The sequence below is a fragment of the Heliomicrobium undosum genome (genome assembly GCF_009877425.1).
Taxonomy (GTDB): Bacteria; Bacillota; Desulfitobacteriia; order Heliobacteriales; family Heliobacteriaceae; genus Heliomicrobium; species Heliomicrobium undosum.
On record NZ_WXEY01000006.1, the window covers coordinates 84,160 to 110,493 of the forward strand.

A 26,334-nucleotide genomic window follows, 5' to 3' on the forward strand; every position below is an offset into this window, starting at 1 on the left:
CATCATGGATTTCGTCGCAATCGACTTTGAGACGGCCAACGGCGCCCGCAACAGCGCCTGCGCCATCGGCTTGACCGTGGTGGCCGGCGGCAAGGCCGTCGAAAGTTGTTCCTGGCTGATCCGCCCGCCGGTGCTCTATTTTCCCTTTACATACATCCACGGCATCACCGCCGAACAGGTGAAAGACGAACCGACCTTCGACATGCTCTGGCCCACGCTGCTCCCCTACCTGCAGGGACAACTGCTGGTGGCCCACAATGTGTCTTTCGACAAAGGCGTCTTAGAGAGCACGCTGAAACACTACGGGTTGTCCCTTCCGGAGTCCTGCTATATCTGCTCCGTGGAGACGGCCCGAAAAACGTGGCCTTCTTTACGCAACCACAAACTGAACACAGTCGCTGAATTTCTCGGCGTTCAATTGAACCACCACGATGCGCGAGATGACGCCTACGCGGCGGCGCAAATCATCCTCCATGCCTTGAAGTCGCATCAAGTGACGTCGGTGAAAAACCTCGTTCAAAAACTCCCGTTAAAGTTGTATGTAACGAAGCAAGAGGGAACCGGCATGCATTCCATACCCTCTCATGGAACGAATATTACAGGTTAAAACAAAAACCCCGCGCAATCCGAATGGGATTCTTGCGCGGGGTTTTCTGTCGATGTCGTTTTTTAGAAGGGCAGATCGTCTTCCCCAGGCGGATCGGGGAAAGAAATCTCGCTGCCGCCATATCCGCCGCCGCCATAGCCACCGCCAGAGGGCGCGCCAAAACCGGAAGCGCCGCCGCCGTAGCCGCCGCCACCGGCCGGACCGCCATAACCGGCGCCGGACCCGGACCCGGCCCCCATGCCCGCTCCTGCGCCCATGCCAGCGCCGGCAGCAGCGCCCACGCCGCCACCCTGGCCTTCGCCGCGCTCCAGGAAACGGACCGTATCGGCGACAACCTCCACGACGGAACGCTTCTGGCCGGACTGCTGGTCCGTCCAAGAACGGGTCTGCAGGCGGCCGTCGATGGCGACGAGCCGGCCCTTATGTAGGTACTGGGAACAGGTGACCGCCTGCTGGTTCCAGACGTTGACGGTAAACCAATCGGTGATTTTTTCCGCGCCGGCCTGTCGCTGGTTCGACGACTGGGGCCGGTCGACGGCGATGCTGAAGGAGCAGACAGGGATGCCGCTGTTGGTATGACGCAGTTCCGGATCCCTGCCGAGGCGGCCGATGAGGATCACCCGGTTCAACATAACCAATTTCTCCTTTTCATACCATTTATTTGAAGTTTAGCATGGAATTCGAGTCCGATCAACCGGCTTCCGCAAATTCCACTGTGATCACCGGTTACACGTTGAAGCGGAAGTGAACCACATCGCCGTCTTTCATCACATACTCCTTGCCTTCGAGCCGCTGCACCCCTTTTTCGCGGGCGGCTGTCTGGCTGCCGCAGGTCACCAGGTCGTCATAAGCCGTCACCTCGGCCCGAATGAAACCCCGCTCAAAATCAGTGTGGATGACGCCGGCCGCCTGAGGCGCCTTCGTTCCCCGGGTGATCGTCCAGGCCCGGACCTCCTGGACCCCGGCGGTGAAGTAGGTGATCAGGCCGAGCAGGGTGTAGGTCTCCCGGATCAGCCGGTCGAGGCCGGACTCTTCCAGTCCCAGATCCTGCAGGAAAACGGTCCGCTCCTCCGGATCGGTCAACTCGGCGATCTCGGCCTCAATCTTGGCGCAGATGACGACGACGCCGGCGCCTTCCCGGTCGGCCCTGGCGCGCACCTCTTGGACGAGGGCATTGTCGGCCTTGCCGAGATCCTCCTCGGAGACGTTGGCCACATAGAGGACCGGCTTGCTCGTCAGCAAAAACTGGTTGCGGACGATTTCCGCCTCTTCCGGCGTCCAGTCGATGGAACGGGCCGGTTTTTCATCCTCGAAGGCGGCGCAAAGCCGCTGCAACACAGCCAACTCTTGCTGGGCCTTTTTATCGCCGGATTTGAGCATCTTCTGCACCCGATCCATGCGGCGCTCCACCGCCTCCATGTCGGAGAGGATCAGTTCCAGTTCGATCGTGTCGATGTCGCGCATTGGCGACACCTTGCCATCGACGTGGGTCACGTCAGGGTCTTCAAAACAGCGGACGACGTGGATCACGGCGTCCACCTCGCGGATGTGGGACAGGAACTTGTTGCCGAGCCCTTCGCCCTTGGAGGCGCCCCGGACGAGGCCGGCAATATCAACAAACCGCACGACGGCGGGAACCACCCGGTTCGGTTTGACCATCTCGGTCAGCTTGTCCAACCGGGGATCGGGAACCTCCACCACGCCCACGTTCGGTTCGATGGTGCAGAAGGGATAATTGGCGGCTTCCGCGCCCGCCTTTGTGATGGCATTGAACAGGGTGGACTTGCCCACGTTGGGCAACCCGACGATACCCGCCTGGACCGGCACAACGAATCAACTCCCGATGGTATTTTACACTTTGCCACCGTTTAGTTTAGACCAAGGCCTGTGGGAATGCAAGGACCTGAGCCGAACCTGCGCCCCGCGACGGAAGCAACAGGCGGCCACCGCAAGCGCCGCTGTTGCCACTTGGTCGCCTGCGGCATAGGTTGTGCTGAGAACCCGTTACGGGGAGGTGCGACCATGGCCGGGCGCGGCAGTTCCGACTGGTTCGGCAAGCTGGAACGATGGAAAGACGTTTTGGAGGATGACAAGGGACAGATCATCCTCCTCGTCGGGATCGTCATTCTGTCTATCGTTTTCAGTTCCATCTTCAAAGACGACTGAGACGAGGCAATGCGCATGCGCAGACAACCATTATTTTTTAAAAATAATTTCATGAGAATTTAGGCCTCTCGTCCCGGGGGTTATAGTAAAATAAAAATGACTCCTAACCGCCGCTCAGCAAGGGAGCTACAACGATGGTTGATGAACAGAACTCTCCATTTGACGAAGCATTGAATATCGACAGCCTCTCTGTTGAGGATCTGGAAGCCGACCTGCTGCGCCTCCAAGCGGAACCGGCGGAGGCTGCTTCAACGCCGGATGCGCTTGCGGCGTTCGGCAACATCGACGGCATCACCGGCATCGATGCCATCGCCAGCGCCCTTGACGGCCCTTCCGATGGGCTGGAGGCGCTGACGGGCATCGGCGGATCCGCCGGCGGGAACGCCGGTGGGAACATCGGTGGGCGTTCCGGCGCCAACGCTGACGACATTGCCGCCCACGTAAACCCTACCGCGAAACTCGGCGGCCTCTTTGCAGGCCTCGCCGCCACGATGGGCCAAGCACCGGCGAAACTGCGCAAGAACCGCTGGGTCACCTACGGTCTCGCCTTTTTGCTCCTGATCCCTCTCGCAGTCGGCCTTGTCTGGGGGCTCAACCGCGCCTGGGACCATTACATGACGCCGCCGGAAGCCTACCCGCCGGAACGCTTGGCCGAGTACACCCAATCCGCCAAGGTGGTGCGCCTGCATATGCAGGGCGGCTTTGAACGGCTGGGACAAGCCATCACGCTGAACGACAAGCACCTCATCGAACAAGCCTTGACCGATTCATCCCCCCGCCGCCATGACGCCGAACAGGCGATCAGCGACTGGCAGGGTTTCTTTTCCCAATACCGCCAGTTTGAAAAACCGGCGTTCGACATCCGCGTCTTTCTCGTGCGCGATGTGGAGATCGCGCCTGAGCAGAACATCGTGGAGGCCGTCGCCGACGTGAGCACCTACAGTTCCTACCAGGTCAACAACCGGCGCCTGGAGCGGAGCGTCGATTACGAGTTATGGGTGCGCCTGGTCTACCTGGACGGTCACTGGCGTCTCGATGACTACCGGAACGTCGGGGAAGGGACGGCGGGACATGCCGGAGCCGGCACCAAGGTCAGCAGCGACGTGGACCGCTTGGATCGGAACCTCCTCCAAGGCGGTTCCCGCAGCAATGCCGCCAACCGCATCGCCGTTGCTCCGGCGCGACCGGCGAGCCGCCTCTTCGGCCCGCTCCCAGCGGATCTCGGCAGCAGTCTCCAATAACAATAAGGCCAGATCCCTGCGTTCAATCCCCATGGATGGAACACCTCCACCCTGTAGTATTGCCTCAATAATGGAAAAAAGCGCATCCCGCGCCCAGCCGGCGGGGAATGCGCTTTTTTTGCTTTCGGCCTATTTTTTCGGCGGCTCCGGTTCACCCACGCGGGCGATGACCGCCTTGACCGCCTTTTCAAACTTCACCCGCGGGATCAGCACCTGGTGGTCGCATCCGAGGCAACGGATGCGAAAGTCCATGCCTGTTCGCGTAATCTCCCAGTCCGTCGACCCACAGGGATGGGTCTTGCGCAGGCGTACCTTGTCGCCGATGGAATAGTGGGCCATGCCGCTCACCTCATTTGCAAAGAACCGTCGCCGGTCGACGCCGTCTCCAGGCTGGATCCCCGTGCATAGGGGACCAGCACCTGCCGCGGATAGGGAATCTCGATGCCGGCGCGGTCCAGGGCCATCTTAAAGCGACGGCGCATCTCCCGTTCGACCCGCCATTGCTCCATCGGAACCGTTTTGGCGATGACCCGGATCACCACCTCAGAGGGGCCCAGGTTGCTGACACCAAGCACCGAGGGACCTTCCTTGATCAGTTCGGCCCATTCCTCGGCCAGTTCCTTCGCCGCCGCCTCCAACACCACCAAGGCCCGGTCGATGTCCTCCTCATAGGCGACACCGATATCGACAAGCGCCTGGATGGGGCCGCGACTCCGGTTGCTCACCTCTTTGATTTGGCCGTTGGGGATGATGTGCAGTTCCCCCGTAAAGTCGCGCAGTTTGGACACCCGCAGGCCGATTTCCTCGACGATGCCCGAGTACTTGCCGATGGTGACGAACTCGCCGACGGCGTACTGATTCTCAAAGATGATAAAAAAGCCGGTAAACACGTCGCGCACCAGGCTCTGGGCGCCGAAACCGACGGCCAAGCCGACGACGCCGGCCCCGGCCAGCAGCGCCTGGGTCTGAACGCCGAAGACGGTGTTCAGGATCTCGATGGCCACGATAAAAAAGACGCTGTAAAAGAGCAGGCTCTTCAACAAGGTCGCCAAGGTGGCGCCCCGCTTTTCGTCAATGATGCTGACGCCGAGGCGCCGGCGAAAGACCTGATCGATCGCCTTGTTCCCAAATCGGAAGGCCAGCCAGGCCAGAGACATTGCAAAGAGGAGATGGGCCGACCCGGCCACAAAGGCGGCGATCGGCTGCGCCCATTCCTCCAATCCCATCGCTATGGCTCGTTCCCGGACAAACTGAGACAGCCAAGTCAGCATATCCCACCTCACACCTCTGCTATGTAATGGAGCGCCTGGCGCGCGCAGCCGCTGACCCGGTAGTCCTCGTCAGCCAGGCAGTCGGTGAGCGCCTGCCGGACCGCCTCACGGAACGTCTCCCGGGCTTCCCGTTGCTGCGGCTCGGCGTTCCGGTCGATCAGGTCGAGGGCTGCTAATCGTCCCAGGGCGCGGGCCGCTTCGGCGCGCACCCGGGCATCGGCGTCACGGGCAGCCGCCACCAGTTCGGGCGCCAGATCCCCCCGGGCCAGCAGTCCCGCCGTCTCGGCGGCCCGGGCCCGCACCGCCGCCTCGGGATCACCCAATCCCGCGCGTAGGCAGGCTTCCAGGCTGTCCACCGCCTCCCCGTCAGCCGGCGGGCCGAAGGAGGCCAAGACCTCCCAGGCACGCATGCGCGACAGTTCCTGCGCGTCCCCGGTCATCGCCAGGAGGCGGCGCCAGATGACCGGACCGTCGACAGAACGGCGCGCCGCCAGTCCCCGAGCGGCCCGGTCGATCCAGGGGCCGCCGTCGGGACGGGCGAGCAGGTCGAGGAAAAAATCGGTCACTTGCCTATCCGCCACCTGGGCCAGGTAGGCCGTCGCCGCCAGGCCGACCGCCGGCGACCGGTCGAGGACGGCCGCCTGCAAGAGCGGCATCGCTTCCGGCAGCAGGAGCGGCCCCAAGGCCTCGATCACCTGCTCCTTCGGTCCTGACTGGGGCGCCGCCATCACCGCCCGCCAGTGCTCCTCCAACCGGAGGATGCGGGCCAGCCGCCAGGCGGGGCTGGAAGGCGCCGACTGGGCCGCTTCGGCCTGCACCGCTTCCTGCCACCAGCGGCTGCGCTCCTCCGGCGACGCCGCCAGCAACCGGGCGAGCCGTTCCTGCTGCGGGACGATGGCCTCCCGGAGTTGGCGGAGCATGTGGCGGACCTGCTCCGGCGGGTCTTCTGCCGCCTGGGTCTTCCAGGAACGCCAGGCTCGCCAGCGCCGCCAGAAAGGTTCCTTATCCTTGCTCATCGCCGTTACAAGGTGACTACGTGGTTCGAGCGGTTCAGCACGTCCACGATAGCGTACATGTTGCTCACCTTGCCGGCCACGAGTTTGTCTTTCAATCTAAAAAAGTCCAGGCAGGTGCCGCAACTGAGGAGCTCGGCGCCCCGCTCCTCCAGCGCCAGCAGGCTCTGCAACGTTTCCGAGTCCTCACAGGCCAGTTTGACGCCGCTGTTGAGGAAGATCACCGTCTTCGGTATCACGTCGGCCTGGGATAAGGTGTACAGGAATGACTTGACGAGCACCTTTCCCAGATCGTCATCGCCCCGGCCCAAGCGATCGGCTGTCATCAACAAGACTGAATTCTCCTGCAACGCGAAGGTGGTCGACAGACCGGCCAAATTTTCTTCCATGACTGGCGACTCCGGCCTGGCCGCCGCACCTGTTTCTTTGCTCATCACGCTTCCCCCCGGAACAATTTCTGGTCAGCCGTCCCCCTCCAAAAAGGCCTTGTAGGCCCGGTACGCCATATAGATATCCGCCTTGTGGGCGACTTCAAAGGGCGCATGCATGCTCAGCAGGGGAACGCCGCAATCGAGGACATCCATCCCGTATACGGCGAGAAACTGGGCGATCGTGCCGCCGCCGCCCTGGTCCACCTTGCCCAATTCGCCGCTCTGCCACAGGATCCCTGCCTTTTGGAAAATCCGGCGCACCTCCGCCATAAATTCGGCGTTCGCCTCCGACGTGCCATACTTGCCCTTGGTGCCCGTGTACCTGGCCATGGCGACGCCGAAACCCATCCGCACGGCGTTGCGCTCGTCGAGGACGCCGCCGTAGTTGGGGTCCATCGCCGCCAGCACGTCAGCCGAGAGCGCCTGCGTGTTGAAGAGGCATCGCCGCGCGATCAACTCCGGCGGCGTCCGATCGCCTCCCGGCAAGGCGGCGTAAATCAACTCAGACAGGGCATTTTCAAAAAAGCGCGACCGCATCCCCGTGTTGCTGTCCGAGCCGGTCTCTTCCTTATCCACCAGGAGGACCGCCGCTGTGCGATCGCCGCCGGCCCGGTCGAAGAGCGCCTCGGCCGCCGTGTAGCAGCAGACGCGGTCATCCTGGCCGTAGCCGCCGACAAAGGCGCGGTCAAAACCGATGTCCCTGGCGGCGCCGGCCGGCACGGCCTGCCATTCAGAGGAGAGGAAATCCTCCTCCGTCATCCCCATGTGCTGGTGCAGGATCTCCAGCACCGCCTGCTTGTAGCGGTTGGCGTCCTTTTCCGCCGCCCCGTCCCCGCCGCCGGCGGGCAGGCCGCCGGCGAGGATGTTCAAGCCCTCGCCTTCGATGGCCTCGGAGAGCTTTTTTTCCATCTGATCCTTGGCCAAGTGGGGCAATAGATCGGTGATGGTGAAGACCGGGTCCTCGGGCGCCTCGCCCAGGTTGATCCGGCGGACGCTGCCGTCAGGAAAGACGGTGACGCCGTGCAGCGCCAGGGGGATGGCCAGCCACTGGTACTTCTTGATCCCCCCGTAGTAGTGGGTCTTGAAGAGGGCCATTTTCTCATCCTGATAGAGCGGATTCGGCTTCAGATCGATGCGCGGCGCGTCCAGGTGGGCGCCCACCAGGGACAAGCCCTCCGCCAAGGGGCGGGAACCGACATGCACGAGCAAGATGGCCTTGTTGCGGTTGATAAAGTAGACCTTGTCACCGGCCTGAAGCCCTTGGGCCGCTTTTTCCGCAAAAGACACATAGCCTTTCGCGCGGGCCCGCTGCTCCGCAAATTCGACGGACTCGCGCTCCGTCTTGGCGACCGACAGGTAACGCCGGTAGCCCTCGGCAAAGTCCATCATGTTCTGTCGCTCACCGGGGCTCAACCGGTCCCACACCGGTTCCGTCTGCCGCGTCAAGGGACTCTTCCCCTTTTTCCCTACAGAGTTATCCATGTCAAAGCGCTCCTCTCTTTTCCCGTGAGGCGGATAAAGAAGTGGTCATTCACCGGAAAGTGTAGCCGGTAAAGCGCTCGCCAATCCACCGATTCGAATCAAAGACATAAGGCATCAGCCGCGATGTTTCCAACAACGGCTGTGTTTCCACCCGCAGCGGTGAGGCCCCGGCGACAGGACCGCCGAAAAACCAGGAAAGCACCACCGCCGTCGCCACCCAGGCGGCCAAGGAGACGAGCACAGCGCCGAGCAGCTTGTCGGCTGTGCCGATCCAGCCGTCGCCGCGCAGGCGGATCCAGCCGGCGGCGGCGATTTTGACGACCAGGGCGAAGACGAGAAAGATGAGCAGGAAGACAAGGCTGTTCCAGACGGAGTGGGCCACATAATTGGCCACCAACTCGGCCAGGTTCCGCACCCCTTCGGGCACGACCATGTTCAGGTCGGACAGTTGGCGGGCCATCTCCTGTTTGTAAAAGTCGGGCAGCGGCAGGTCCTTGACCACCCGTTCCAGGTTCAGGCTCGGCGCCACGTCCGGTTTCACCTGGGCCGCCGGGATAGACGGGGCGAAGCGCTGCAGGAAAAAGCTCTGCAAGGCCGCCACAACCCTGAACTGTTGGTCGAGGAGATCCGCTATGGGCTTGAAGAGGGACGATGCCAGCGGGAAGGCGAAAAAAAAGGCGCCCACACCCAAGAGGGAGGCCAGCAATCCCCGGCGCCACCCCCGGTAAAAGGTGAAGGCTATCAGGCTCACGATGATGATGTCGAGGGCGTTCAAGGCGGGGCTCCCCCTTTTTTTCGCCTTCTAAAAAAACAACCATAAAAACAAGTAAAGATTTTAGATAAAGAGGCACCTGTCTCTAGACTACAGTACGCCGGAAAGCCTTCAGGAAGTATGCAAACATTCCTATGAATTTTTTCGTTTGCCTACGTTTAGCTGACAAAGGAATGCCAGATAACCGCTAAAAACCGGCTGAAAATCCAGCCACCTTCATTAATTGACGGACGCTTTTGCCCTCAAAGCGGATGCAGTAGGACTGCATGATCAGGCGGTCGGCGAGGCGGTGGTTGTAAAAATTCGCCATTTCCCCGAGTTCGATGTTCATGGAAATCACCATGGGTTTGCCCATCCGGTGCCGGTCGTTGACGAGTTCGAACAGTTCGGTGACGACAAAATCAGTCCGTTTCTCCGTGCCAAGGTCGTCGATGATGACCAAATCAGCCGAACGCAGCGCAGCGAGCACCTCTGGCTGCCTGCCGTTGTTTTGAAAATCGAATTTCGCTTCCATGATGCTGTTCATGATCTGGCTGATGGTCCGGTAAATCACCGTCTTCCCGGCCCCCAGCAGCCGGTTGGCGATGGCGCTCGAAAGGTGGGTTTTTCCCGTCCCGACGGTGCCGTAGAAGAGCAGGTTGCCCTTGCCATTGCCGGCGATGATCGCATCGGTAAAATCTCGGCAGCGTTCAACGGCGATCCGCATTCTGCCGACCAGGCCCGGATGAAGGTGTTCCTGCTGCTCATACCAGGCCAAGGAGAACGTTTCAAAGGTCTGGTTTTTCATATCCCCGGTAAGCCCTGATTGAGCAAAAGCCTCATCGATCTCTTCCTGGATTAGGCAGGGACACTTGACGCCGAAATCGATCCAGCCGCGATCCTCACAGCGGGGGCAATCCCACTGAACCTCAAAGAGACTCGGGTCGACAGGCAGCCTATTCAGCAAGTCCTTGCGAGCAACCGTCAGTTCCTGCCGCTCCCGGTTGAGGTTCTCCAACTCATCCGCCGTCAGCCGACCGATCGCCCCTTGGACAAGGCGGATGCCTGTCAACCGCAACCGTCGATCGATGGCGGCGAGTTCCGGGTGGGCCTGATGCAGTTTTTCCACCCGCCGGTCGCGCTCAGCCTGCTTCTGCAGCCGTTTGTTGTCTCGGTTGATCATCTACGCCCCTCCTAGAGATCGCGGAACTGTTCGTAGGCCTTCGCTTCTTCCTCATTCTTCGGAAGCACATTGACGCCGGCCATGGGACTCCGGTTGGAAGGCGTCTGTTGTCCCGCCGGGCGTCCGCCAGGGCCGCGCGAACGCTGCTGCCGGAAGCGTTCGATCTCCCGATCGCCGTCTTCCACCGTCCGCACACCGGCCTCGCGCCAGCGGGAGAGGACCTTGTCCACATAATTGATGCTGGGGTTGGCCGCCCCCTTGTAGGCCTCCTGACAGGCGCGCAGGATCACCTCGTGGGAGAAGCCCCAGCTTTGCGACCACTTCACATAGGTATCCCGGAAAATATCGTTGATCTTGTTGGGGCTGCCCAGCGTCAGCCACACCTCGTAGACTTTTTCGTCGAGATAGGTCTTTTTGCCGAAAAACTCGGCCAACTGGTCCCGGCCGGAAATCCCCCAGGCGGCGACCATCTCCGCTTGCCGGCGAAACTCCTGGATGGCCCGGATGCCCCCCCGGGCCGCCGCTTGCAGGAAGTCGAGCAAAAACGGCTCGGACCAGCGGTGGCGCATCTGGATCTTGCGGAGGTCGCGGGCCTCTTCGGCGTTCGCCGCCCCGCCCCGCAGTTGTTGCAGAAAATGGATAAGGGGGCCGTTGTCTTCCACGGCCGATGGGGGAAGATGGCTGCTTCGCGCGCCGCCGGCGGCCGGCCCTGCAACCGGTCCCGCAGCCGCCCCCGGCATGCCGGTAAACTGCCGCTCCGTGTGGAGTTTGATGGCATCGTCCAGTTCCCGGCGCAGGCTTTCCAGATCGGACCGCTCCTGGTCGAGCCCCCGCCTCTCCTCCTGGAGCCGCCGTTCCTCCTCGGCCAGCCGCATCTGCAGCAGGTGAAGGGACTGGTCTTTTTCCATGAGCGACAACTGCATCCGGCGGAGATCGTCGTCACGGGACGCCAGGCGTTCCTCCCGTTCGATGAGAACCTTGCGCTCCTCATCAATCTGCCGCCGCTCCAGCACCTGGCGGTTGCGCAGGTCCTCCAGGCGGCGGATTTCCTCCTGAACCTCTTCCATGATCAGCATGTACTGCCGGCTGACGTCGGCGTCGCCCATCCGGCCTTTCAAGAGTTTATCAAAAAGGGGTTCAAAAGAAAGGAAGACCCGATCTTCCTTACATTGAACCTCCAGCAGTCCCATCTTCTTCAGCCGGGCGATCGAGTCGGCTACATGACGGGGCAGGCCGGACGGGAGGATCCCCTCCGTTCCAGCCGAAGCCGCCCGCTCCTCGATGACGAGCAGTTCCTGGACCAGGTCGTTGCTCAGTTGCAGGTCCTCACGCGAATGATAGATCAGGTTATGTAAATGCAGCGCATGGTTCTCCCAGAGTAGGTGCATCCATCTGGCCAAGGTCACCGGCACATTCCTCCTTTGGCATCCGGCGATATCATTGTAAACCGCCTGCCTCCGGGTGGCAAAGAGTTTTCTCGTCCTGGCGGGATCTCCCTTTTCCATTATTGGGGCAAAAAAAAAGAGCGGCCTGCGCTCATCTGGAACGGATCGGGTCGATTTCTTTTTTAATTAATATCCGTTTTTTCTTCTTCCGCGTCTATTTTTTCAGGGCCTCGTTGAGCGCCTCCACCAGCCGGTCGGCGTCAAAACCATGGACGCCGGCCGCTTTTTCCACCGACTCGCCGCGGGCCGAGGGACAGCCGAGGCACTGCATGCCGAAGGAGCGAAAGACAGGGACCGTCTCAGGGTACTTGGCGACTACATCGCCGATGATCATGTCCTTCGTGATCACGCCTGCAACCCTCCTAGTGATGATTTGTTACCTAGCTATTTTTCCTGCTTTTTCTTTGATACCGTTCATCCCTTGTTCGCACGGTCAATGCCCGCTCTGTTCAAGGCAGAGGGCAACTCGTCTCGCCGCCCGTCTGCGTCTCCAAGGGAAACAATTCCCCCGGCTGGCCGTGGCGCCGGGCCTCCTCTTCCGCCGTCGGCCAGCGCGGGAGATCGGCCATATCGCCCAGCACATCCTGGCGGATACGGTCCAGCCCGAACCGGGGCACGAACTCATGCATCCGTTCGCCGGGATTAGCCCGTTTCTTGTAGTAGTGGAGCAGGCGGTCACAGATGGCCAGCACCTGCTTGCGGTTGACCCCTTCGATAAAGAGGTCGGCTAAGCGAGGGGCGTGTCCGCCGGCGCCGCCGATCAGGATCCGGTAGCTGTCGTCGTCGAGGCCGATGATGCCGATGTCGCGGATGGCCGGGGCCGTGCAGGAGAGGTAGCAGCCGGCCACACTCATCTTCACCTTGTTGGGCATGTCCATGCCGCGAAATTTTTTGTCCAACAACGTCCCCAGGCCGATGCTGTCAGAAGTGGCGCGCTTGCAAAAGGCGATGCCGGGACAAAAGCGGACGCCGCGGCAACGGGGCCCCAAGAGCCCTTCGGGTTCCCGGTCCAACTCCTCCCAGGCTTTCTCCACGTTCTCCCGTTGCAAGCCGATGAGCATGATCTGCTGACCGGAGGTCACATTGACCGTGGTGGCGTACTTTTGGGCCACCTGGGCGATCTTCAGCAACTGGTTGGGGCTCATGAATCCGCCGGGGTGATGGGGCACGATGGAAAAGGTCTTTTTGTCGCGCTGTTTGTTGGCGCCCCGGGGCGCGAGCATATCGGAAAAACCAGGCGGGGTGGGAGTCTGAGCGTCCATAGCGCCTTACGCCTCCTTTTCCTCGCTTAGTTTCTCTGATTTGCCGCGCCCGCAACCCCGGAAGGTTTTTTAAGAACCGCCGCAGCACACGCCGGTCCCATCGCCTGTGTTTTTCTCGCCGATGGCCCGCTTCGCTTTGGCCAGGTCGGCGATCGTCGTGCCGGCCAGCACGTCCAGCATAGCGCCCTGCGCCCGCGCCCAGACATGATGGAGGGGACACCCCGCCTGGTTCGGGCAGGAACCGCCTCCCACCAGGCAGCGGTTGATGGCGATCGGCCCCTCGATCACCTCGATGACGGCCTGCAAGGTGATCGTCTCGGCCTCTACGGCGAGGCGGACGCCGCCGCCGGCGCCGCGCGTCGAGTCGACCCAGCCGTGACGGCTGAGGGCAGCCATGATCTGGGGCAGAAAATTGGACGGGATCCCCTGCCGTTTGGCGATATCCTTCGACAGGGTGAACTCACCGGGCGGCAAAAGGGCCAGGTCCAGCAGCGCGGCGATGGCGTATTCGGCTTTGCGCGTGATCTCCACGGGAGTCCCCCCTTAAATATTAGTTAATCGATAATGTTATGGTACTTCCCGATGGAGCCCTTGTCAACTCATATCCGCCCAGTCAGGCCTTCCGCGCCGCCACGACCACCGCCGGGCTGGCTTCAGTGAGTTCCTTGCCGGTCAGGTCGCCGAACCAGCGCAGTTTATCATACCCCAGTTCGTTCAGCACCCCTTGGAGGTCCGACGGTGACAGCGGGAGCAGCAGCGTTTCCGCCGTCCATTCTCCGCCGGCTGTGGATTTTTCATCACCGGAGGGTTCGCTGACGGTCAGCCGGGTCAAAAAGCGGATCCTGCCATCGTCGGCCGGCTCGTAACGCCGCTCAAAGCGGACATGCCGCCCCGCCTGCGTCCCTTCCAAGGTGGGAAGTTGACCACCCTTCGCCAACACGTTGGCAAAGTTGACCACCTGAATCAGGATCGTCCCCCCTGGGCGCGCGCCACCGGCCCGCATCCCCCGGGACCAGCCGGCCAAGGTCTTTCGAATCGCATCCATGTCCCCCAGGTGGGGCAGGGAGTTGCCGATACAGTAGACGCCGTCCCAGCGTCCCCACAGTTCGGGATCGACGGCACCCATGTCCATCACGGCAAACTGCGGCGGGGTCGAAAGGCCCTGCGCCTTCTTTTGGGCCAGGTCGATCATCTCTTCCTGAAGGTCAATGCCGAGCAGGGAGTAACCCCGCTTCGCCAGCGCCAGGGCGTGTCCCCCCGTCCCGCAAGCCGCGTCCAGCAGCCGAAGGCCGGATGCGCCCCCATCCGAGTGGCCGATGCCATAGCCCCCTTCACCGGTTACTCCCTTGCCATCCACCTGCTCGCCAGCCACCCGCTCACCAGTGCCGTCGCCGCCGGAGTGTCCGGCAAACTGCTCGGCGAGGAAGTTCACCACAGGCGCCTTGACCGGAAAGACGGTGTCATAGTATGGAAACAAGGCTTCATATAAATTCACGGTTGCCTCCATCCGGCACAATATGGCTGTAAGACCATACTTACCCTTTTCAATGTCAAAATGCTACAATGAGGAAAAAGGATATTGACGCAGGGAGGGAGCGCCCGTGATCCAACGCTTGAACAAGGACACCTTCGACGATGCCATCGGCGAAGACGGTTATGCCGTGGTGAAGTTCTCCACCAAATGGTGTCCCGATTGCGTCCGGACGGAACCGGGGTACAAGCAATTGGCCGAATCGCTGGCGACGACAGCGCGCTTCGGCCAGGTCGACGCTGATGAGCAGCCCGACCTGGCCCAGCGTTTCGGCATCCGGGGGATCCCCACCCTGATCGTCTTTCGGGACGGACAGGAATCAGACCGGCTCCACAGCCGCTACTGCAAGACGAAAGCGCAGATGGAGGAATTCCTGAAGGCGGCGCTGCAAGCCGACTAGATCGCCTTTCGGCGCAAGCCCTGCAATTCCACCGTCCACCCCTGAAGTATCCCCGGAAATCATCATCCGACAGCGACACCACCGTACATAGCCACCGTGACAAGCGCAGCAACCGCCATCACAACCCAGCGACGACCTCCGGACGGGCCACCAGATCCTGGGCCCGTCCCACTTTTTTGCGCAAGGCCTCATCCTCCTCGACGGCCCGAGACAACTGGCGCAGCACATCCATAGTCCGGCGGGCCAGGGCGATGGCGTCGCCTTCGGCCATGTTGACCAGGGTCAGGTACTCCGTCCAGTTGGCCGTCTCGATGAGGGTTTTGACCAGGTAACAGCCCTCGGAGCGGAAGTGGGGCTGGGGCAGGCCCGCCGGCACGAGATCGCGGACGCGGAGAAAAGTGTCCCGCGCTTTTTCCAGCCAGCCGCCCATGTTCCGGGAGGCGCCCGTCACATGGGGCTCAAAGCGGCTCTCCTCCTGGACAACGCCGCCGATCAGCGCAGCCAGTTGCGTCTCTGTGACATCATGGAAGAGGCCCTCAAAGAGCCACTCCGTCACCAGCAGTTCCTCCACATGGAGCTTGCCCAGCACAGCGCCGCGAGGCAGCAGCGCCCCCTCCTCAGTCAGGTACTGCTTGTCCTTCAGGAAGCGGACCATGCGCTCATACTCGCGGCGGATCTTGTCGATCTGGTCCTGTGCGCGGGCCAACTGCCCTTCGGCGTTGTCCCAGGACTGATAAAAGCCGGACGTTTCGGTGTTCCGCTTCTGGCAACTCGCCTGATCCTGGCGGTGGCAGCGCATATGGGCCAGGCCGGTGAGGCGCTCGCGGATCTCAGCCTGGCGCTGGGTCGCCTGCTCCAGGCGCGCCTTCAGCCGGTCGCTTTTCACCTTCTGCTGTTTCCAGGTCTTTACCCGCCTATCGAGCGTCCGCATCTCCTTGTCCAAGGTGTACCGGACGGCCGGGCAGGCGTCCTTGCCGACGAGGTAGCAGCGGGCCGATCCCAGGCTCGTCCGCAGCCGCTCCAGCCGCTTTTGGGCCTGGCGGATCTCGGCCGACTCCTGGTAGGCCTTGAAGTTGTTCGTCAGGATCTTGTCTACTTGTTCCTTCGAGTGGTGAGCAGCCAGGTTGACGACGGAGTTAAAAGAGAGGGTGAAGCGCGAGCGGATCGGCTCGGGCTGCCGCTCCGGCCAGTGGGGAAACCGCTCCGGCGAGAAGTTGCTGTAGTCGACGCGAACGATGACGAGACCCTGCTCGTCCATCCCCCGGCGACCGGCCCGCCCGGCCATCTGGTGGTACTCGGTGCCCGTCATGACGCGAAAGCTCTTGCCGTCAAACTTGGTCGTCGAGTCGATGCAGACGGTCCGCACCGGGTAGTTGATGCCGACGGCAAAGGTTTCCGTGGCGTAGAGCAATCGGATATGGCCGCGGCCAAACATCTCCTCGACGGCCTGTTTCACCACCGGCGGCAACCCGGCGTGGTGAAAGGCGATGCCGCGGCTGAGCATGTCCCGCATGGCCGCCCAGATCGTCGTCGCCGTCAGCCCCGGCAATCGTTCCTCCACCTCGACCAGGGACGACTCGGCGGCCTCCCGGCCGGCCTCATCGAGAAAGGTGTGGCCCTGCCAGTCCCGGGCGGCCTGCTCGCAACCGTTTCGGCTGAACAGGAAATAGAGCGCCGGCAGCAGTTCCGTCGACGTCAGGCAACCCACGAGGCTGCGGTGGCTCGTCGCCGGCAGGCCGCGGAAAAAGTTTTTAAAAGGTGATTTCCGCTCCCGGGCCTTCTGTTCGGCCAGATCGGCCGCCGGCTCGGAAAACTCCTCCCAGAGCCGGATCACATCGCCGGCCTCCAAGAGACCCGTGTCCCGCTGGTAGTAGTTGTGTTCGAGGGGCACATGGCGGTGCAGGTAGCGCACGATGGGGACGGAGCGGTCATGGACATGGCTCAGCCAATCGGCAATCTCATGGATGTTGGGCACCGTCGCCGACAGCCCCAGCAATCGGACATGGGGCGGCAGCAGGATCAGGCACTCCTCCCAGACGGCCCCCCGCTCGGGATCATTCAGGTAGTGGATCTCGTCAAAGACCACATGGGACAATTCACCGGGGATGTCCTTCTCGATGAGCATGTTGCGGAAGATCTCCGTCGTCATCACCATGATCGGCGCATAGCGGTTGATCTGGTGATCGCCCGTCAAGAGCCCTACATTCCCCTCGCCGTAGTGGCGACTGTAGTCGCGAAACTTCTGGTTGGACAGGGCCTTGATCGGCGCCGTGTAAAAGACGCGCCGTCCCTCCTGCATCGCCTTGTCAACGAGGTAGTCGGCGATCAGCGTCTTGCCGTTGCCCGTATGGGCGGCCACCAGGCAATCGAAACCGTCATCGAGGGCGCGGATGGCCTCGACCTGAAAATCGTCCAACTTGAAGCCGCGCCAGACCGGATTCTCCGGATGGGACGCCGGCGGTTTGGGCATTTTCTTCGGGCGCAAGGTGCGTTTAAAGACGCGCAGATCCGCCGGCAAGGCATCGACGGGCAACAATTCGCCGGGGTGGGCGTTCGCCCTCGGCTCCTCGGCCGTTCTCTCGTGGACTCGCTCCGTCGAAACCGGCGGGCGGTTGCGTCGCTGCGTTTGCTGTGATCGATCGGAAGGGTGGAACCTTCGCAAATCTATGTCTCCTTTCGCTGCCATGCCTTTTTGCCAAAAACTTTCGCCCCAGCAGCCCGTCTCTCCTCTTTCTTCCTCTGTTTTCCCTTCATTCGGCGTAGATATAGGGGTTGCGCGGCGGCGTCTCCACGACCATCCCTTTCAACGAGACAATCAACCCCCCTGGCGTGCCGGGTTTGCGCGCCTTTTGGAAAACGCCCGTCCCCTTCACCCAGTCCCCCACTTTTATCTTGTCCTCTCCTTTCATCCATCTTTCCGTATTCTCCACGGCCAAGCCCATGATCACTGTGTCGGCGACACAGCAGTTGACCACATAACGCCCGATATACAGCCCTTCCCCGCCGGCGGGCGCATCAACGAGAAAACCACTGATCTCAACGGGACGGCCCGCAAACTTGCCGGGATCCTGGTTGATCTCCAACAGAATCGGCAAAAAGTTTTTTTCGTCGAAAAGGATCGGCTCCGTCTTGGCGGGCGCTCCCTCGCGGGCAGCCGGCGCATCGCCCTGCTCCACCGGCGCTCCCTCTTGGGCCGCCGGCATTCCCTCCTGGGCCGTCTGCGGCTGCCGGGCGCCGCCGAACCAACTCAGCTCCGGATGATGGAAATGCGCCTGCAGATCGGAGAAAAATCCGCCCCCCGCCGGCGCTTCCTCCGCGTGGGCATGGCGCAGGCTTCTGTGGGCCGCATGATCGCCGCCGAGCACCTGCGCCCCCGGCAACAAGGCGAAGAGGATGGGCAGCGTCAGCAGCCCGTAGCGCGCCCCGGCAGCCAGCGGTTGCAGGAACCGGCGGCCGTCCGGGAATCGCCAGGCGGAAAAAACATCCCGCCGTTCCCGGACGATCCGGGCCGCCTGAAACAAGGCGAGCGCCGCCAGCGTCCAAGCGGTGGCGGCAAGGGCCGGGACGAAGCGCGGGTGGATGTACAGTTCAGCCCGTCCCGAGTAGGCGATCCAGCCCGTCAACAGGGCCAGGGCGGCAAGATACACCAGTTTTACGGCATTGGCGCCCACGTCCATCCCCCTTTACATTGCCATGAATCCGCCGTTCGCCGCCCAGGCGAACAGAAACACCAGCAGCGGCAGCCAGCCGAGCAGGAAGAAGACGACGGCGGGCTTGAAGGTGCGAAAGAGCACCCAGGTGTTTTTCATGTCCAGCATGGGCCCCAGGATCATGAAGGCGAGCACCGATCCCCCTGTAAAGCCGGGCGTCATGGCGCTGGCCAGGAAGGCGTCGGCGTTGGAGCAGACGGAAAGGCCGAAGGCCAGCAGCATCATGATCAGCGTCGACTGTCCGCTGTCTCTCGCCACCTCGGTCAGCCAGTCGGGCTGCAGCATCCCCTGCATGACGGCGGCGATGAGCGCTCCCGTCAAAAAGTAGGGACCCAGATCGAAAAACTCGTCCACCGCATGGTCAGCCGCCTGCCGCCACTTCGCGAGCCACCCAACCCTGCCGTGACCATGAACGCCGCTGTGGGCATGGGCGCGGAAGTGACCATGATCCATTCTGCCGTGGCTGTGACCACAGCAGGAACTGGCCGTCCCATGGCTGTGACAGCCGCATCCGCTGCCCGCCTCCTCGCCGCGTATCCCGTCGCCCCGCCAGAAGAGAAAGACCATCCCGGTCAGCCAGGCGACCAGCAGCGCGCCGATCAACCGGCCCAGGACCATCTCCTCATGGCCGCGAAAGGCCATGGCCGTCGAAGCGATGACGATGGGGTTGACGATCGGGGCGGCGAGCATGAAGGCCATGCCGGCATAGAGGGGCATGCCCTTGCGCACCAGGCGCCGCACGACGGGAATGATGCCGCACTCGCAAAAAGGGAAGATAATCCCCAGCAGGGAGGCCGCCAGGATGGCCGCCCACGGCTTGGCCGGCAACAGGCGGCGCAATCCGTCGGGCGGGACGAAGACCTCCACCAGGGAGGAGACGATCACCCCCAGCAGCAGAAAGGGCAAGGCCTCCAGCAGGATCCCCAAAAAGAGGACAGGGACTGCGCCGCCTTCAGAACGCAAGGCCAGCCATGCCGCAGCCGCCACCAGCGACAGGGCCGCCAGCACCGCAACCAGCCAGGCCTGTTGGATGACCAGATGCCTCACCCGCATGACGAGAACCGTCATGCCTCATCCCCCGCTTTCCTATAGTTTGTCCTTACATGGATACACAAAAAGCCCGGCGGCTAGACCAAAGGGTCCGCCGCCGGGCAAAAAGGTTTTTTATCGGTTACCGGTGGCTCACATGCTCCAGCCCCTGGCCGAGCAAACCGCGGACATGGTCGTCGTCGAGGGCGTAATACACCATCTTGCCCTCTTTGCGGTATTTGACAAGGCGGAGGCCCCGCAACAGCCGCAACTGGTGGGATACAGCCGACTGGCTGATGTCGAGCAGGCTGGCCAGATCGCAGACACAGAGTTCGCCGAAGGAGAGGGCGTGGAGCAGCCGGCTGCGGCTGGGATCGCCGAGAGCCTTGAACAGTTGGGCCAATTCCTGATAGGTGACCATCGGCAACAGCCGCTCTCGCCGCCCTTCGACCAGATCGGCGTGGATACAGTACTCATCACAGCGATCCATCGCTGCCGAAAGGGCCGAAATCCGCTCATCCGTTGACATGCAACCACCCCATTTCACGACGTGCCCACCGCACCTTTCGATCCGAACCGCCGCTGCTTTTCATCCGAATCGCCGCACCTTTACATCGGACTTACCGCTTCTTGACATCATCGACGGCCTGTCCAGCCTAGCTTCTCGATCGAGCCGGCCAATTCCTGCCCACGCAAGCGGCACTGGCAGGGTTTTCCCCCTGCGAATCGAATACACTAGCAGAATCAAGAATTGTCATCACCAAAAGAACCTTCAGAGGAGGGGGCTGCCATGACCACACCGGAAGAACTGCTGCTCGAAAACCACGAGCAAATTGTTTCAGAGATTGATACCCTTGACCAGAAGTTGTCCAAGATCCAGTGGGAGGAATCGACTCTCGAAACCCAGGAAACCTCCCTGTTGCAGCGGGTGATCGAGAACATCCTGCCGGCGCTCGATAAAATCTACCGGAGCGGGATCAAGTTCCCTATCGCCGATACGGGACACCTCTACCCGGAGATCGTCCTCATCTACGATGGGAAGAAGAAGGTCTTTTACACCCTGACCAAGAACGGCGAGATCATGGAGCGGGACTTCGTCACCCCATCCGATATCAACCTGCTGCCCACCTGGGTCTTTGTCTCTAAGTACCCCCTCGAACAGGTCATCGGCAACATCGCCGACGCCATCGACCGCTACCGCGCCTTTGTCATCGATGCGGAACAGCGCCATGACCAGCGCAAACAGTTCCTCACCAAGATCCCGCAATTAAAAATCCCCAACCTGTAAAGACCTATTCCACAACCAACGAAGGGGTTATCCACAATTATTGTGGATTTTGGCCGGTTATCCACAGAGTTATCCACTGACCCCCCAATCTATCCCCACTATCGACAGGTCGGCGACTTGGACAACGTGAATAAGGACCGGACAAGCGTCCGGGAAAAATCGGTGGCTACGCAAAAAAAGGCTGTACGCCACCGATTTCTTTTGCTAAAATAAGTCCCATAAAAACTATAAATTCAGAAAATTCCTAATTAACAGTCAATAGGAGGGTATGGCATGCACACGGAGCGTATCCCTGTCTTCCCCGGCGATCCGAACCTGAAATCCTACGAAGAGGCCCGCGCGACCTTTCGATGGGAAGACGTGGAGCGCGAGTTCTCCTGGCACACAACGGGGAAAGTCAACATCGCTTATGAGGCGATCGACCGGAACGTGCTGGAAAAAGGCCTCGGTGAAAAAGTGGCGCTGTACTACTCCGATCCTGCCCGCCAGGAGGCGGTCACCTACCGGCAGATGATGGAGCAGTCCAACCGCTTCGCCAACGTGCTGCGCAAGCACGGCATCGGCAAAGGGGAACGTGTCTTCATCTTCATGCCCCGCAGCCCTGAACTGTACTGGTCCTTCCTGGGCATCATCAAGGTGGGCGGCATCGCCGGCCCCCTCTTTGAAGCCTTCATGGAAGGCGCCGTCCGGGACCGCTTGGCTGACGCCGAGGCGGTCGCCATCGTCACCACGCCGGCCCTGCGCAAGCGCATCCCCAAGGACCTGCCCCACCTGAAGCACATCTTCATGGTCGGCATTCCCGAAGGCGGCCTCGGCGAAGGCGAACTGGACTGGCACGCCGAGATGGCCGAAGCGTCACCGGAAACGGACATCGAATGGGGCGATCGCGAAGACCCCATGCTGCTCCTCTACACCTCCGGTTCGACGGGCAAGCCCAAAGGGGTGCTCCATGTCCATAACGGCATGATCCAGCACTACCAGACGGGCAAGTGGATCCTCGACCTCCGTCCCGACGACATCTACTGGTGCACTGCCGATCCCGGCTGGGTCACCGGCATTTCCTACGGCGTCTGGGCGCCCTATCTGAACGGCGTCACTTCCGTCGTCCGCGGCGGCCGCTTCCGCCCCGACGACTGGTATAAAACCATCCAGGACTACCAGGTCAACGTCTGGTACAGCGCCCCAACCGCCTTCCGGATGCTCATGGGCGCCGGCGACGACATAGTCAAGCAGTTCGACCTCTCCTGCCTCCGCCACGTCCTCTCCGTCGGCGAACCGCTCAATCCGGAGGTCGTCCGCTGGGGCCTCAAGGTCTTCGACCGCCGCATCCATGACAACTGGTGGATGACAGAAACGGGCGGCCAGATCATCTCCAACTACCCCTGCATGGAGATCAAGCCCGGATCCATGGGCAAGCCCTTCCCCGGCATCCACGCGGCCATCATCGACGACAAGGGCAACGAACTTCCGCCCTTGCAGATGGGCAACCTGGCCGTAAAAGCGCCTTGGCCCTCCATGATGCGCCGGATCTGGAAAAACCCGGCCAAGTACAACGAGTACTTCAAGATCGAAGGCTGGTACCTCTCGGGCGACTCGGCCTACATGGACGAAGAGGGATACTTCTGGTTCCAGGGCCGCATCGACGACGTGATCAACACCTCCGGCGAACGGGTCGGCCCCTTCGAGGTCGAGTCGAAGCTGGTTGAACACCCGGCCGTGGCCGAGGCCGGCGTCATCGGCAAGCCCGACCCGCTGCGCGGCGAGATCATCAAGGCCTTCATCGCCCTGCGGGAGGGCTACCTCTGGACAGAGGATTTGAAAACTGAGATCATCGATTTCGTCAAAAAAGGCTTGGCCGCCCATGCGGCGCCCCGTGAGATCGAGGTCCGCGACAAACTGCCCAAAACCCGTTCCGGCAAGATCATGCGCCGCGTCCTCAAGGCCTGGGAACTGGGCCTGCCGACGGGCGATCTCTCGACGATGGAAGACTGACGCCTGATTACCGCCATTCCCTCATCCATGCTCCATAATCCCCTTTGCGCCCCCTGGCCACAGCGCCGGTGCGGGCGCACTTTTTTTGCCAGCAATCCCCGTTCAACGGCCCCCCTCGGACGGGAAACAATGAGACAAGAACGGAAAGCCCCGCGACAGGAGGACCATTTAACCATGGATAACCACCGTCAAAGGCCCCACTTCGAACCGGCGCAGACGAAAAAGGCCAACACAACCGGAGAGTGGGCCGGCGTCATCGACCAGCCGGCGCCGTCAGAGACGAACGTGGCCGAATTCGCCGGAACGGAGTTCGCCAGCGAGTGGGCCGGCGCCCTCAACCCCGCCATCCCGGTGCTACGGCGGAACGAGAAAGCCAACACCGCTGGCGCGGCCAAAGCGAACAACTGGGTGCTCGCCGCTCTGGCCGGCGTGCCGCTGATCATGGTGCTCGGCAACTCCATGCTGATCCCCGCCTTCCCCCAGATCCGCGACGCCATGGGCATCAGCCAGTTTCAGGTCGGCCTCTTGATCACCTTCTTCTCCATCCCCGCCGGCATTGCCATTCCCTTTCTCGGCTTTCTGTCCGACCGGATCGGGCGGAAAAAGATCATGGTCCCGGCGCTGCTCCTCTACGGACTCGGCGGACTCATCTCGGGCCTGTCCCCCGTCCTGTTTCAAAACTCCTACACCGTCATGTTAACGGGTCGGATCGTCCAGGGGCTGGCCGCCGCCGGAACGGCCCCCATCGCCATGGCCTTGATCGGCGACCTCTACCAGAGCCAGTCGCGCAACAAGGCCCTGGGGGTGCTCGAGGCCACCAACGGCCTCGGCAAGGTGATCAGCCCCATCCTCGGCTCCCTGCTGGTCCTGCTCATCTGGTGGTCCCTCTTCTTCGTCTACGCCGCCCTGGCCGTTCCCGTTGCCCTGGCCATCGCCTTCCTGGTCAAAGAAAAACCGGTATCGCCCCAACAAGCCGGCAAGAGCTTTTCGGCCTACTTCTCCGGCGTCTCCGAACTGTTTCAGAAAAAAGCCGCCACCCTGCTGATCGCCTTTTTCGGCGGCATGCTCGCCCTCTTCACCCTCTTCGGCGTCCTCTCCTACCTCTCTGATGCCCTGGAAGCCACCTATGGGCTGCAGGGCGTCCGCAAGGGGCTTGTCCTGGCCATCCCCGTGTTGGCCTCGGCGAGCACGGCCCTGGGCACCGGCTTCTTCCTGCAAAAACGGCCCGAGTACCTGAAGACGGCCCTCCTGACCGGCCTCGGCCTTTTCTCGGTGTCGCTCATCCTATCGGCCTTGTTTCAGACGATCCCCGCCGTCCTCGCCCTGCTGGCTGTCCTCGGCCTCGGCGTGGGGTTGACGCTTCCCAGCTTGAACACCATCGTCACATCGTCCGCCTCCGAGGAGAAGCGGGGCGCTGTCACCGCCTTTTACGGCGGCGTTCGCTTCATCGGCGTCGCCCTCGGTCCCCCCGTCTTCAGCCTGTTGGAAAAAGGCGGCCCCTGGGCGCTTTACGGCCCCTGGGCGGTTGCCGGAGCAGCCACGCTGCTGCTCGCCTGGTTTTTCCTGAAAACGCCGAAAAGCCAGGCAACCGGCGCGACGAGTTAACCTGGCCTGTACGTACGGCACATTCCTTCAGAATGTTCTACGTCTAACGGAGGAGGTAATTTGATGCACTACCGCTATCGCCGATCTCCCGCCGGCCATCACCGGTGGATGAAGATGATGCCCTATATGATCGCCGGCTGGCTGGGCCTGATCATCTGGTACATCAGCCAGGTCAACCAGATGACCGAGGCCGTCACCGACATCCGCGACACCCTGCGGCTCCGACGTCGATAGAGGGGGGAACAACGCTTGCCCTATATGATGGGACGGGGAATGGACATGATGATGATCGCCGGACTCATTCACATCGTCCTGCTCGTCTGGTTTGTCTTCACCTTGAGCGCCATCCGCCAGGATTTGCGGGAGCTGGTCAACCTCAACAAGTACCGCCATCACCCGCCCCTGAACGTCTACCAGGCCCCGTCTGCGCCCCCGGGACACCCGGGGTACCCCGGTCCCCAGCCGGCCCTCCGGCCCGAAGAAAGGCTTGGCCGCAAAGACGAGTAATCCCCGCGACTGCGGCCAGTCCCCGCTGATAATTATCCGGTTTACGCTGACAATTGCCTGGTAAGACCATACGGCGCCCTTACTTGCTCAACCACCAGTAAATCTGCAAAAACAGCGCCGTCAAGCCGCCGGCCATCAGCGGCCCCACGGGGACGCCGCCAAAAAGGACGATTCCCACCAGCGATCCCACGATCATCCCTACGATGATCTGCGGCTCCCCAGACAAGAGGTCGATCCCTCGCTTGTTCAGGTTGGTGGCCAGGACGCCGCCGATCAAGGCGATGATCCCCGGCAGAGAGGCAAAGGAAAGCAAGACCTCCCGCACGCCCACTTTTCCGGTGGCGAAAGGCGCCAGCATGGCCAGGGTGAGCATGACCAGGCCCATGTCGACGCCGTTCTGTTCAATCCACTCCAGCAGACCGCCCCAACCGAGATAACTCAGCACGAGGATCGATGCGGCGGCCAGAACGGTCATGGGAGAACGGGCGATAACGCCCAGCAATAATATGAGGATCAGCAGCACGGTCCCACCACGCAAGGGCAACTCCTCCTGCGGGTAATCTGCTACTGATCTTATGCGCCCTCTTGGGTTCCATGCCATGAACTGCCACGACTGCCGTTGTTCCCCTAAGCAAAAGCCTGCTCCGTCGGCAACAGGCAGACACGGGCCACCGCCTGGTGGGCCAGGACGGGGAACCGGTCTTCCTGCAGACAGAAGGCCAGATCCGCTTCATCACCCATCTCGGCCAGCCTCCGGCCATGGACAGTCTGCGCCATCAGCGGCGCCAGTTGATGCTGATTGAATTGGAACAACTGAAAGGCCGCGATGGCCAGCTCGTTGACGACAGCCGGGCGGTTTTCCCAGATGTGGCCGAGGATTTTCCCGGCTGTAATGATGTCTTCCAGAGAAAACTGACCTTGTGTCCCTGCGCATAGGATGACCAGGTCATCGGGATCATCCCGGATGATCCGGTTTGCCACCGTCTCCCCGTTCAACAAGCTGCCCACCAGCACCTGGGCGGCTTTTTGCGCTTTATGCAGGGCCACCGTGCCGTTGGTGGTGACGAGAAAAAGCGTCTTTCCGGCTACCACATCGGTCGTGTAGGCGCGAGGGGAGTTGCCCAGGAAAACCCCGGGGAGGGGGCGTCCATGCCCTTCTCCCCCCAGCAGCACCTTGTCTGGGTCCCAACTGGACGATAACACCCGCGCCTCATTGACGCTGGTCACCGGAAATACCTGCTTGCAACCGTTGGCCAGGGCGGTGACGATGGTGGAGGTGGCCCGCAGGGTATCGATGACCACAACGTACCTGCCTTCCAACTCATCGGGTGTAACGTTCTGATGTGTCGCGATCACCTCAACGTACAAGTGGCTCCCCTCCGGTTCCCCCGTCCCGCTCCCACTTACAACCCTACCCCTT

At 61.7% G+C, this 26,334-nt stretch carries 29 protein-coding genes; 9 read left to right on the forward strand and 20 right to left on the reverse strand.

Annotated elements, in window-relative coordinates:
* Nucleotides 1-4: 4 nt before the first annotated feature.
* A complete protein-coding gene (locus tag GTO91_RS07795; RefSeq protein WP_161257370.1) occupies nt 5-607 on the forward strand; it encodes a 3'-5' exonuclease in 603 nt (200 codons plus the stop codon).
* A 62-nt stretch (nt 608-669) separates the two neighbouring features.
* Here GTO91_RS07795 and GTO91_RS07800 read toward each other — a convergent pair whose 3' ends face one another.
* Together GTO91_RS07800 and ychF are read right to left on the reverse strand one after the other, a co-directional pair.
* Nucleotides 670-1,239 (reverse strand): single-stranded DNA-binding protein, encoded by a 570-nt coding sequence (locus GTO91_RS07800; protein ID WP_161257373.1) that lies wholly within the window; start codon nt 1,237-1,239, stop codon nt 670-672.
* A 94-nt stretch (nt 1,240-1,333) separates the two neighbouring features.
* Entirely contained in the window at nt 1,334-2,434 is a 1,101-nt protein-coding gene (ychF, locus tag GTO91_RS07805) for a redox-regulated ATPase YchF (RefSeq protein ID WP_161257376.1), read from the reverse strand.
* A gap of 195 nt (nt 2,435-2,629) precedes the next feature.
* Here ychF and GTO91_RS07810 point away from each other — a divergent pair, with 195 nt between their 5' ends.
* Nucleotides 2,630-2,773, forward strand: a complete 144-nt coding sequence (locus GTO91_RS07810) for a hypothetical protein (protein ID WP_161257379.1) — start codon at nt 2,630-2,632, stop codon at nt 2,771-2,773.
* Nucleotides 2,774-2,907: 134 nt separating this feature from the next.
* Entirely contained in the window at nt 2,908-4,014 is a 1,107-nt protein-coding gene (locus GTO91_RS07815; protein ID WP_161257382.1) for a hypothetical protein, read from the forward strand.
* Nucleotides 4,015-4,143: 129 nt separating this feature from the next.
* Here GTO91_RS07815 and GTO91_RS07820 read toward each other — a convergent pair whose 3' ends face one another.
* The 12 genes from GTO91_RS07820 to GTO91_RS07875 form a co-directional block, all read right to left on the reverse strand.
* Nucleotides 4,144-4,353: a DUF951 domain-containing protein gene (locus tag GTO91_RS07820; RefSeq protein ID WP_161257385.1), complete on the reverse strand. Its 210-nt coding sequence runs from the start codon at nt 4,351-4,353 to the stop codon at nt 4,144-4,146.
* A gap of 5 nt (nt 4,354-4,358) precedes the next feature.
* Nucleotides 4,359-5,285: a mechanosensitive ion channel family protein gene (locus GTO91_RS07825; protein WP_161257388.1), complete on the reverse strand. Its 927-nt coding sequence runs from the start codon at nt 5,283-5,285 to the stop codon at nt 4,359-4,361.
* Nucleotides 5,286-5,293: 8 nt separating this feature from the next.
* On the reverse strand, nt 5,294-6,301 hold the full coding sequence (locus GTO91_RS07830) for a HEAT repeat domain-containing protein (protein WP_161257392.1): 1,008 nt from the start codon (nt 6,299-6,301) through the stop codon (nt 5,294-5,296).
* Between the two features lie 5 nt (nt 6,302-6,306).
* Nucleotides 6,307-6,732, reverse strand: coding sequence for a sulfurtransferase-like selenium metabolism protein YedF (gene yedF, locus GTO91_RS07835; protein ID WP_161257394.1), 426 nt, complete (start codon nt 6,730-6,732; stop codon nt 6,307-6,309).
* 27 nt (nt 6,733-6,759) lie between these two features.
* On the reverse strand, nt 6,760-8,211 hold the full coding sequence (locus GTO91_RS07840) for an aminopeptidase (protein ID WP_161257397.1): 1,452 nt from the start codon (nt 8,209-8,211) through the stop codon (nt 6,760-6,762).
* Nucleotides 8,212-8,260: 49 nt separating this feature from the next.
* Nucleotides 8,261-8,986, reverse strand: a complete 726-nt coding sequence (locus GTO91_RS07845) for a CvpA family protein (RefSeq protein WP_161257400.1) — start codon at nt 8,984-8,986, stop codon at nt 8,261-8,263.
* A 184-nt stretch (nt 8,987-9,170) separates the two neighbouring features.
* The gene (locus GTO91_RS07850) at nt 9,171-10,145 is read right to left on the reverse strand and encodes an ATP-binding protein (RefSeq protein ID WP_161257402.1); all 975 of its coding nucleotides are present in this window, start codon (nt 10,143-10,145) and stop codon (nt 9,171-9,173) included.
* Between the two features lie 11 nt (nt 10,146-10,156).
* Nucleotides 10,157-11,551: a DnaD domain-containing protein gene (locus tag GTO91_RS07855; RefSeq protein ID WP_161257405.1), complete on the reverse strand. Its 1,395-nt coding sequence runs from the start codon at nt 11,549-11,551 to the stop codon at nt 10,157-10,159.
* Between the two features lie 193 nt (nt 11,552-11,744).
* Entirely contained in the window at nt 11,745-11,939 is a 195-nt protein-coding gene (locus GTO91_RS07860) for a DUF1858 domain-containing protein (protein ID WP_407929519.1), read from the reverse strand.
* Nucleotides 11,940-12,039: 100 nt separating this feature from the next.
* On the reverse strand, nt 12,040-12,852 hold the full coding sequence (locus GTO91_RS07865; protein ID WP_161257408.1) for an NAD(P)/FAD-dependent oxidoreductase: 813 nt from the start codon (nt 12,850-12,852) through the stop codon (nt 12,040-12,042).
* Nucleotides 12,853-12,921: 69 nt separating this feature from the next.
* Nucleotides 12,922-13,383, reverse strand: a complete 462-nt coding sequence (locus GTO91_RS07870) for an RrF2 family transcriptional regulator (RefSeq protein WP_161257411.1) — start codon at nt 13,381-13,383, stop codon at nt 12,922-12,924.
* An 82-nt stretch (nt 13,384-13,465) separates the two neighbouring features.
* Nucleotides 13,466-14,347 carry a class I SAM-dependent methyltransferase gene (locus GTO91_RS07875; RefSeq protein WP_161257414.1) on the reverse strand — a complete coding sequence of 294 codons (882 nt, stop codon included), beginning with the start codon at nt 14,345-14,347 and terminating at the stop codon, nt 13,466-13,468.
* 106 nt (nt 14,348-14,453) lie between these two features.
* Here GTO91_RS07875 and GTO91_RS07880 point away from each other — a divergent pair, with 106 nt between their 5' ends.
* Nucleotides 14,454-14,783: a thioredoxin family protein gene (locus GTO91_RS07880; RefSeq protein WP_161257417.1), complete on the forward strand. Its 330-nt coding sequence runs from the start codon at nt 14,454-14,456 to the stop codon at nt 14,781-14,783.
* 118 nt (nt 14,784-14,901) lie between these two features.
* Here the strand turns inward: GTO91_RS07880 and GTO91_RS07885 are convergent, their stop codons facing one another.
* The 4 genes from GTO91_RS07885 to GTO91_RS07900 all read right to left on the reverse strand — a co-directional run bounded on the left by GTO91_RS07885 (nt 14,902) and on the right by GTO91_RS07900 (nt 20,051).
* Nucleotides 14,902-17,445: a DEAD/DEAH box helicase gene (locus GTO91_RS07885; RefSeq protein ID WP_161257419.1), complete on the reverse strand. Its 2,544-nt coding sequence runs from the start codon at nt 17,443-17,445 to the stop codon at nt 14,902-14,904.
* 88 nt (nt 17,446-17,533) lie between these two features.
* The gene (locus GTO91_RS07890; RefSeq protein ID WP_161257420.1) at nt 17,534-18,454 is read right to left on the reverse strand and encodes a TIGR03943 family putative permease subunit; all 921 of its coding nucleotides are present in this window, start codon (nt 18,452-18,454) and stop codon (nt 17,534-17,536) included.
* A 12-nt stretch (nt 18,455-18,466) separates the two neighbouring features.
* Nucleotides 18,467-19,561: a permease gene (locus tag GTO91_RS07895; RefSeq protein WP_161257423.1), complete on the reverse strand. Its 1,095-nt coding sequence runs from the start codon at nt 19,559-19,561 to the stop codon at nt 18,467-18,469.
* 103 nt (nt 19,562-19,664) lie between these two features.
* A complete protein-coding gene (locus GTO91_RS07900; RefSeq protein ID WP_235919323.1) occupies nt 19,665-20,051 on the reverse strand; it encodes an ArsR/SmtB family transcription factor in 387 nt (128 codons plus the stop codon).
* 261 nt (nt 20,052-20,312) lie between these two features.
* Between GTO91_RS07900 and GTO91_RS07905 the strand changes: the two genes are divergently transcribed.
* From GTO91_RS07905 to GTO91_RS07925, 5 genes are all read left to right on the forward strand, one after another.
* Entirely contained in the window at nt 20,313-20,810 is a 498-nt protein-coding gene (locus GTO91_RS07905) for a hypothetical protein (protein WP_161257426.1), read from the forward strand.
* A 273-nt stretch (nt 20,811-21,083) separates the two neighbouring features.
* On the forward strand, nt 21,084-22,802 hold the full coding sequence (acsA, locus tag GTO91_RS07910; RefSeq protein WP_161257428.1) for an acetate--CoA ligase: 1,719 nt from the start codon (nt 21,084-21,086) through the stop codon (nt 22,800-22,802).
* 174 nt (nt 22,803-22,976) lie between these two features.
* Nucleotides 22,977-24,407 (forward strand): MFS transporter, encoded by a 1,431-nt coding sequence (locus GTO91_RS07915; RefSeq protein WP_235919325.1) that lies wholly within the window; start codon nt 22,977-22,979, stop codon nt 24,405-24,407.
* A gap of 63 nt (nt 24,408-24,470) precedes the next feature.
* Nucleotides 24,471-24,641: a hypothetical protein gene (locus GTO91_RS07920; protein WP_161257431.1), complete on the forward strand. Its 171-nt coding sequence runs from the start codon at nt 24,471-24,473 to the stop codon at nt 24,639-24,641.
* 15 nt (nt 24,642-24,656) lie between these two features.
* Complete coding sequence (locus GTO91_RS07925; protein WP_161257434.1) at nt 24,657-24,914, forward strand: hypothetical protein; 258 nt, start codon at nt 24,657-24,659, stop codon at nt 24,912-24,914.
* A 79-nt stretch (nt 24,915-24,993) separates the two neighbouring features.
* Here the strand turns inward: GTO91_RS07925 and GTO91_RS07930 are convergent, their stop codons facing one another.
* The gene (locus tag GTO91_RS07930; RefSeq protein ID WP_161257437.1) at nt 24,994-25,452 is read right to left on the reverse strand and encodes a DUF441 domain-containing protein; all 459 of its coding nucleotides are present in this window, start codon (nt 25,450-25,452) and stop codon (nt 24,994-24,996) included.
* Nucleotides 25,453-25,541: 89 nt separating this feature from the next.
* Complete coding sequence (locus GTO91_RS07935; RefSeq protein ID WP_161257440.1) at nt 25,542-26,282, reverse strand: 2-phosphosulfolactate phosphatase; 741 nt, start codon at nt 26,280-26,282, stop codon at nt 25,542-25,544.
* Between the last annotated feature and the right edge of the window lie 52 nt (nt 26,283-26,334).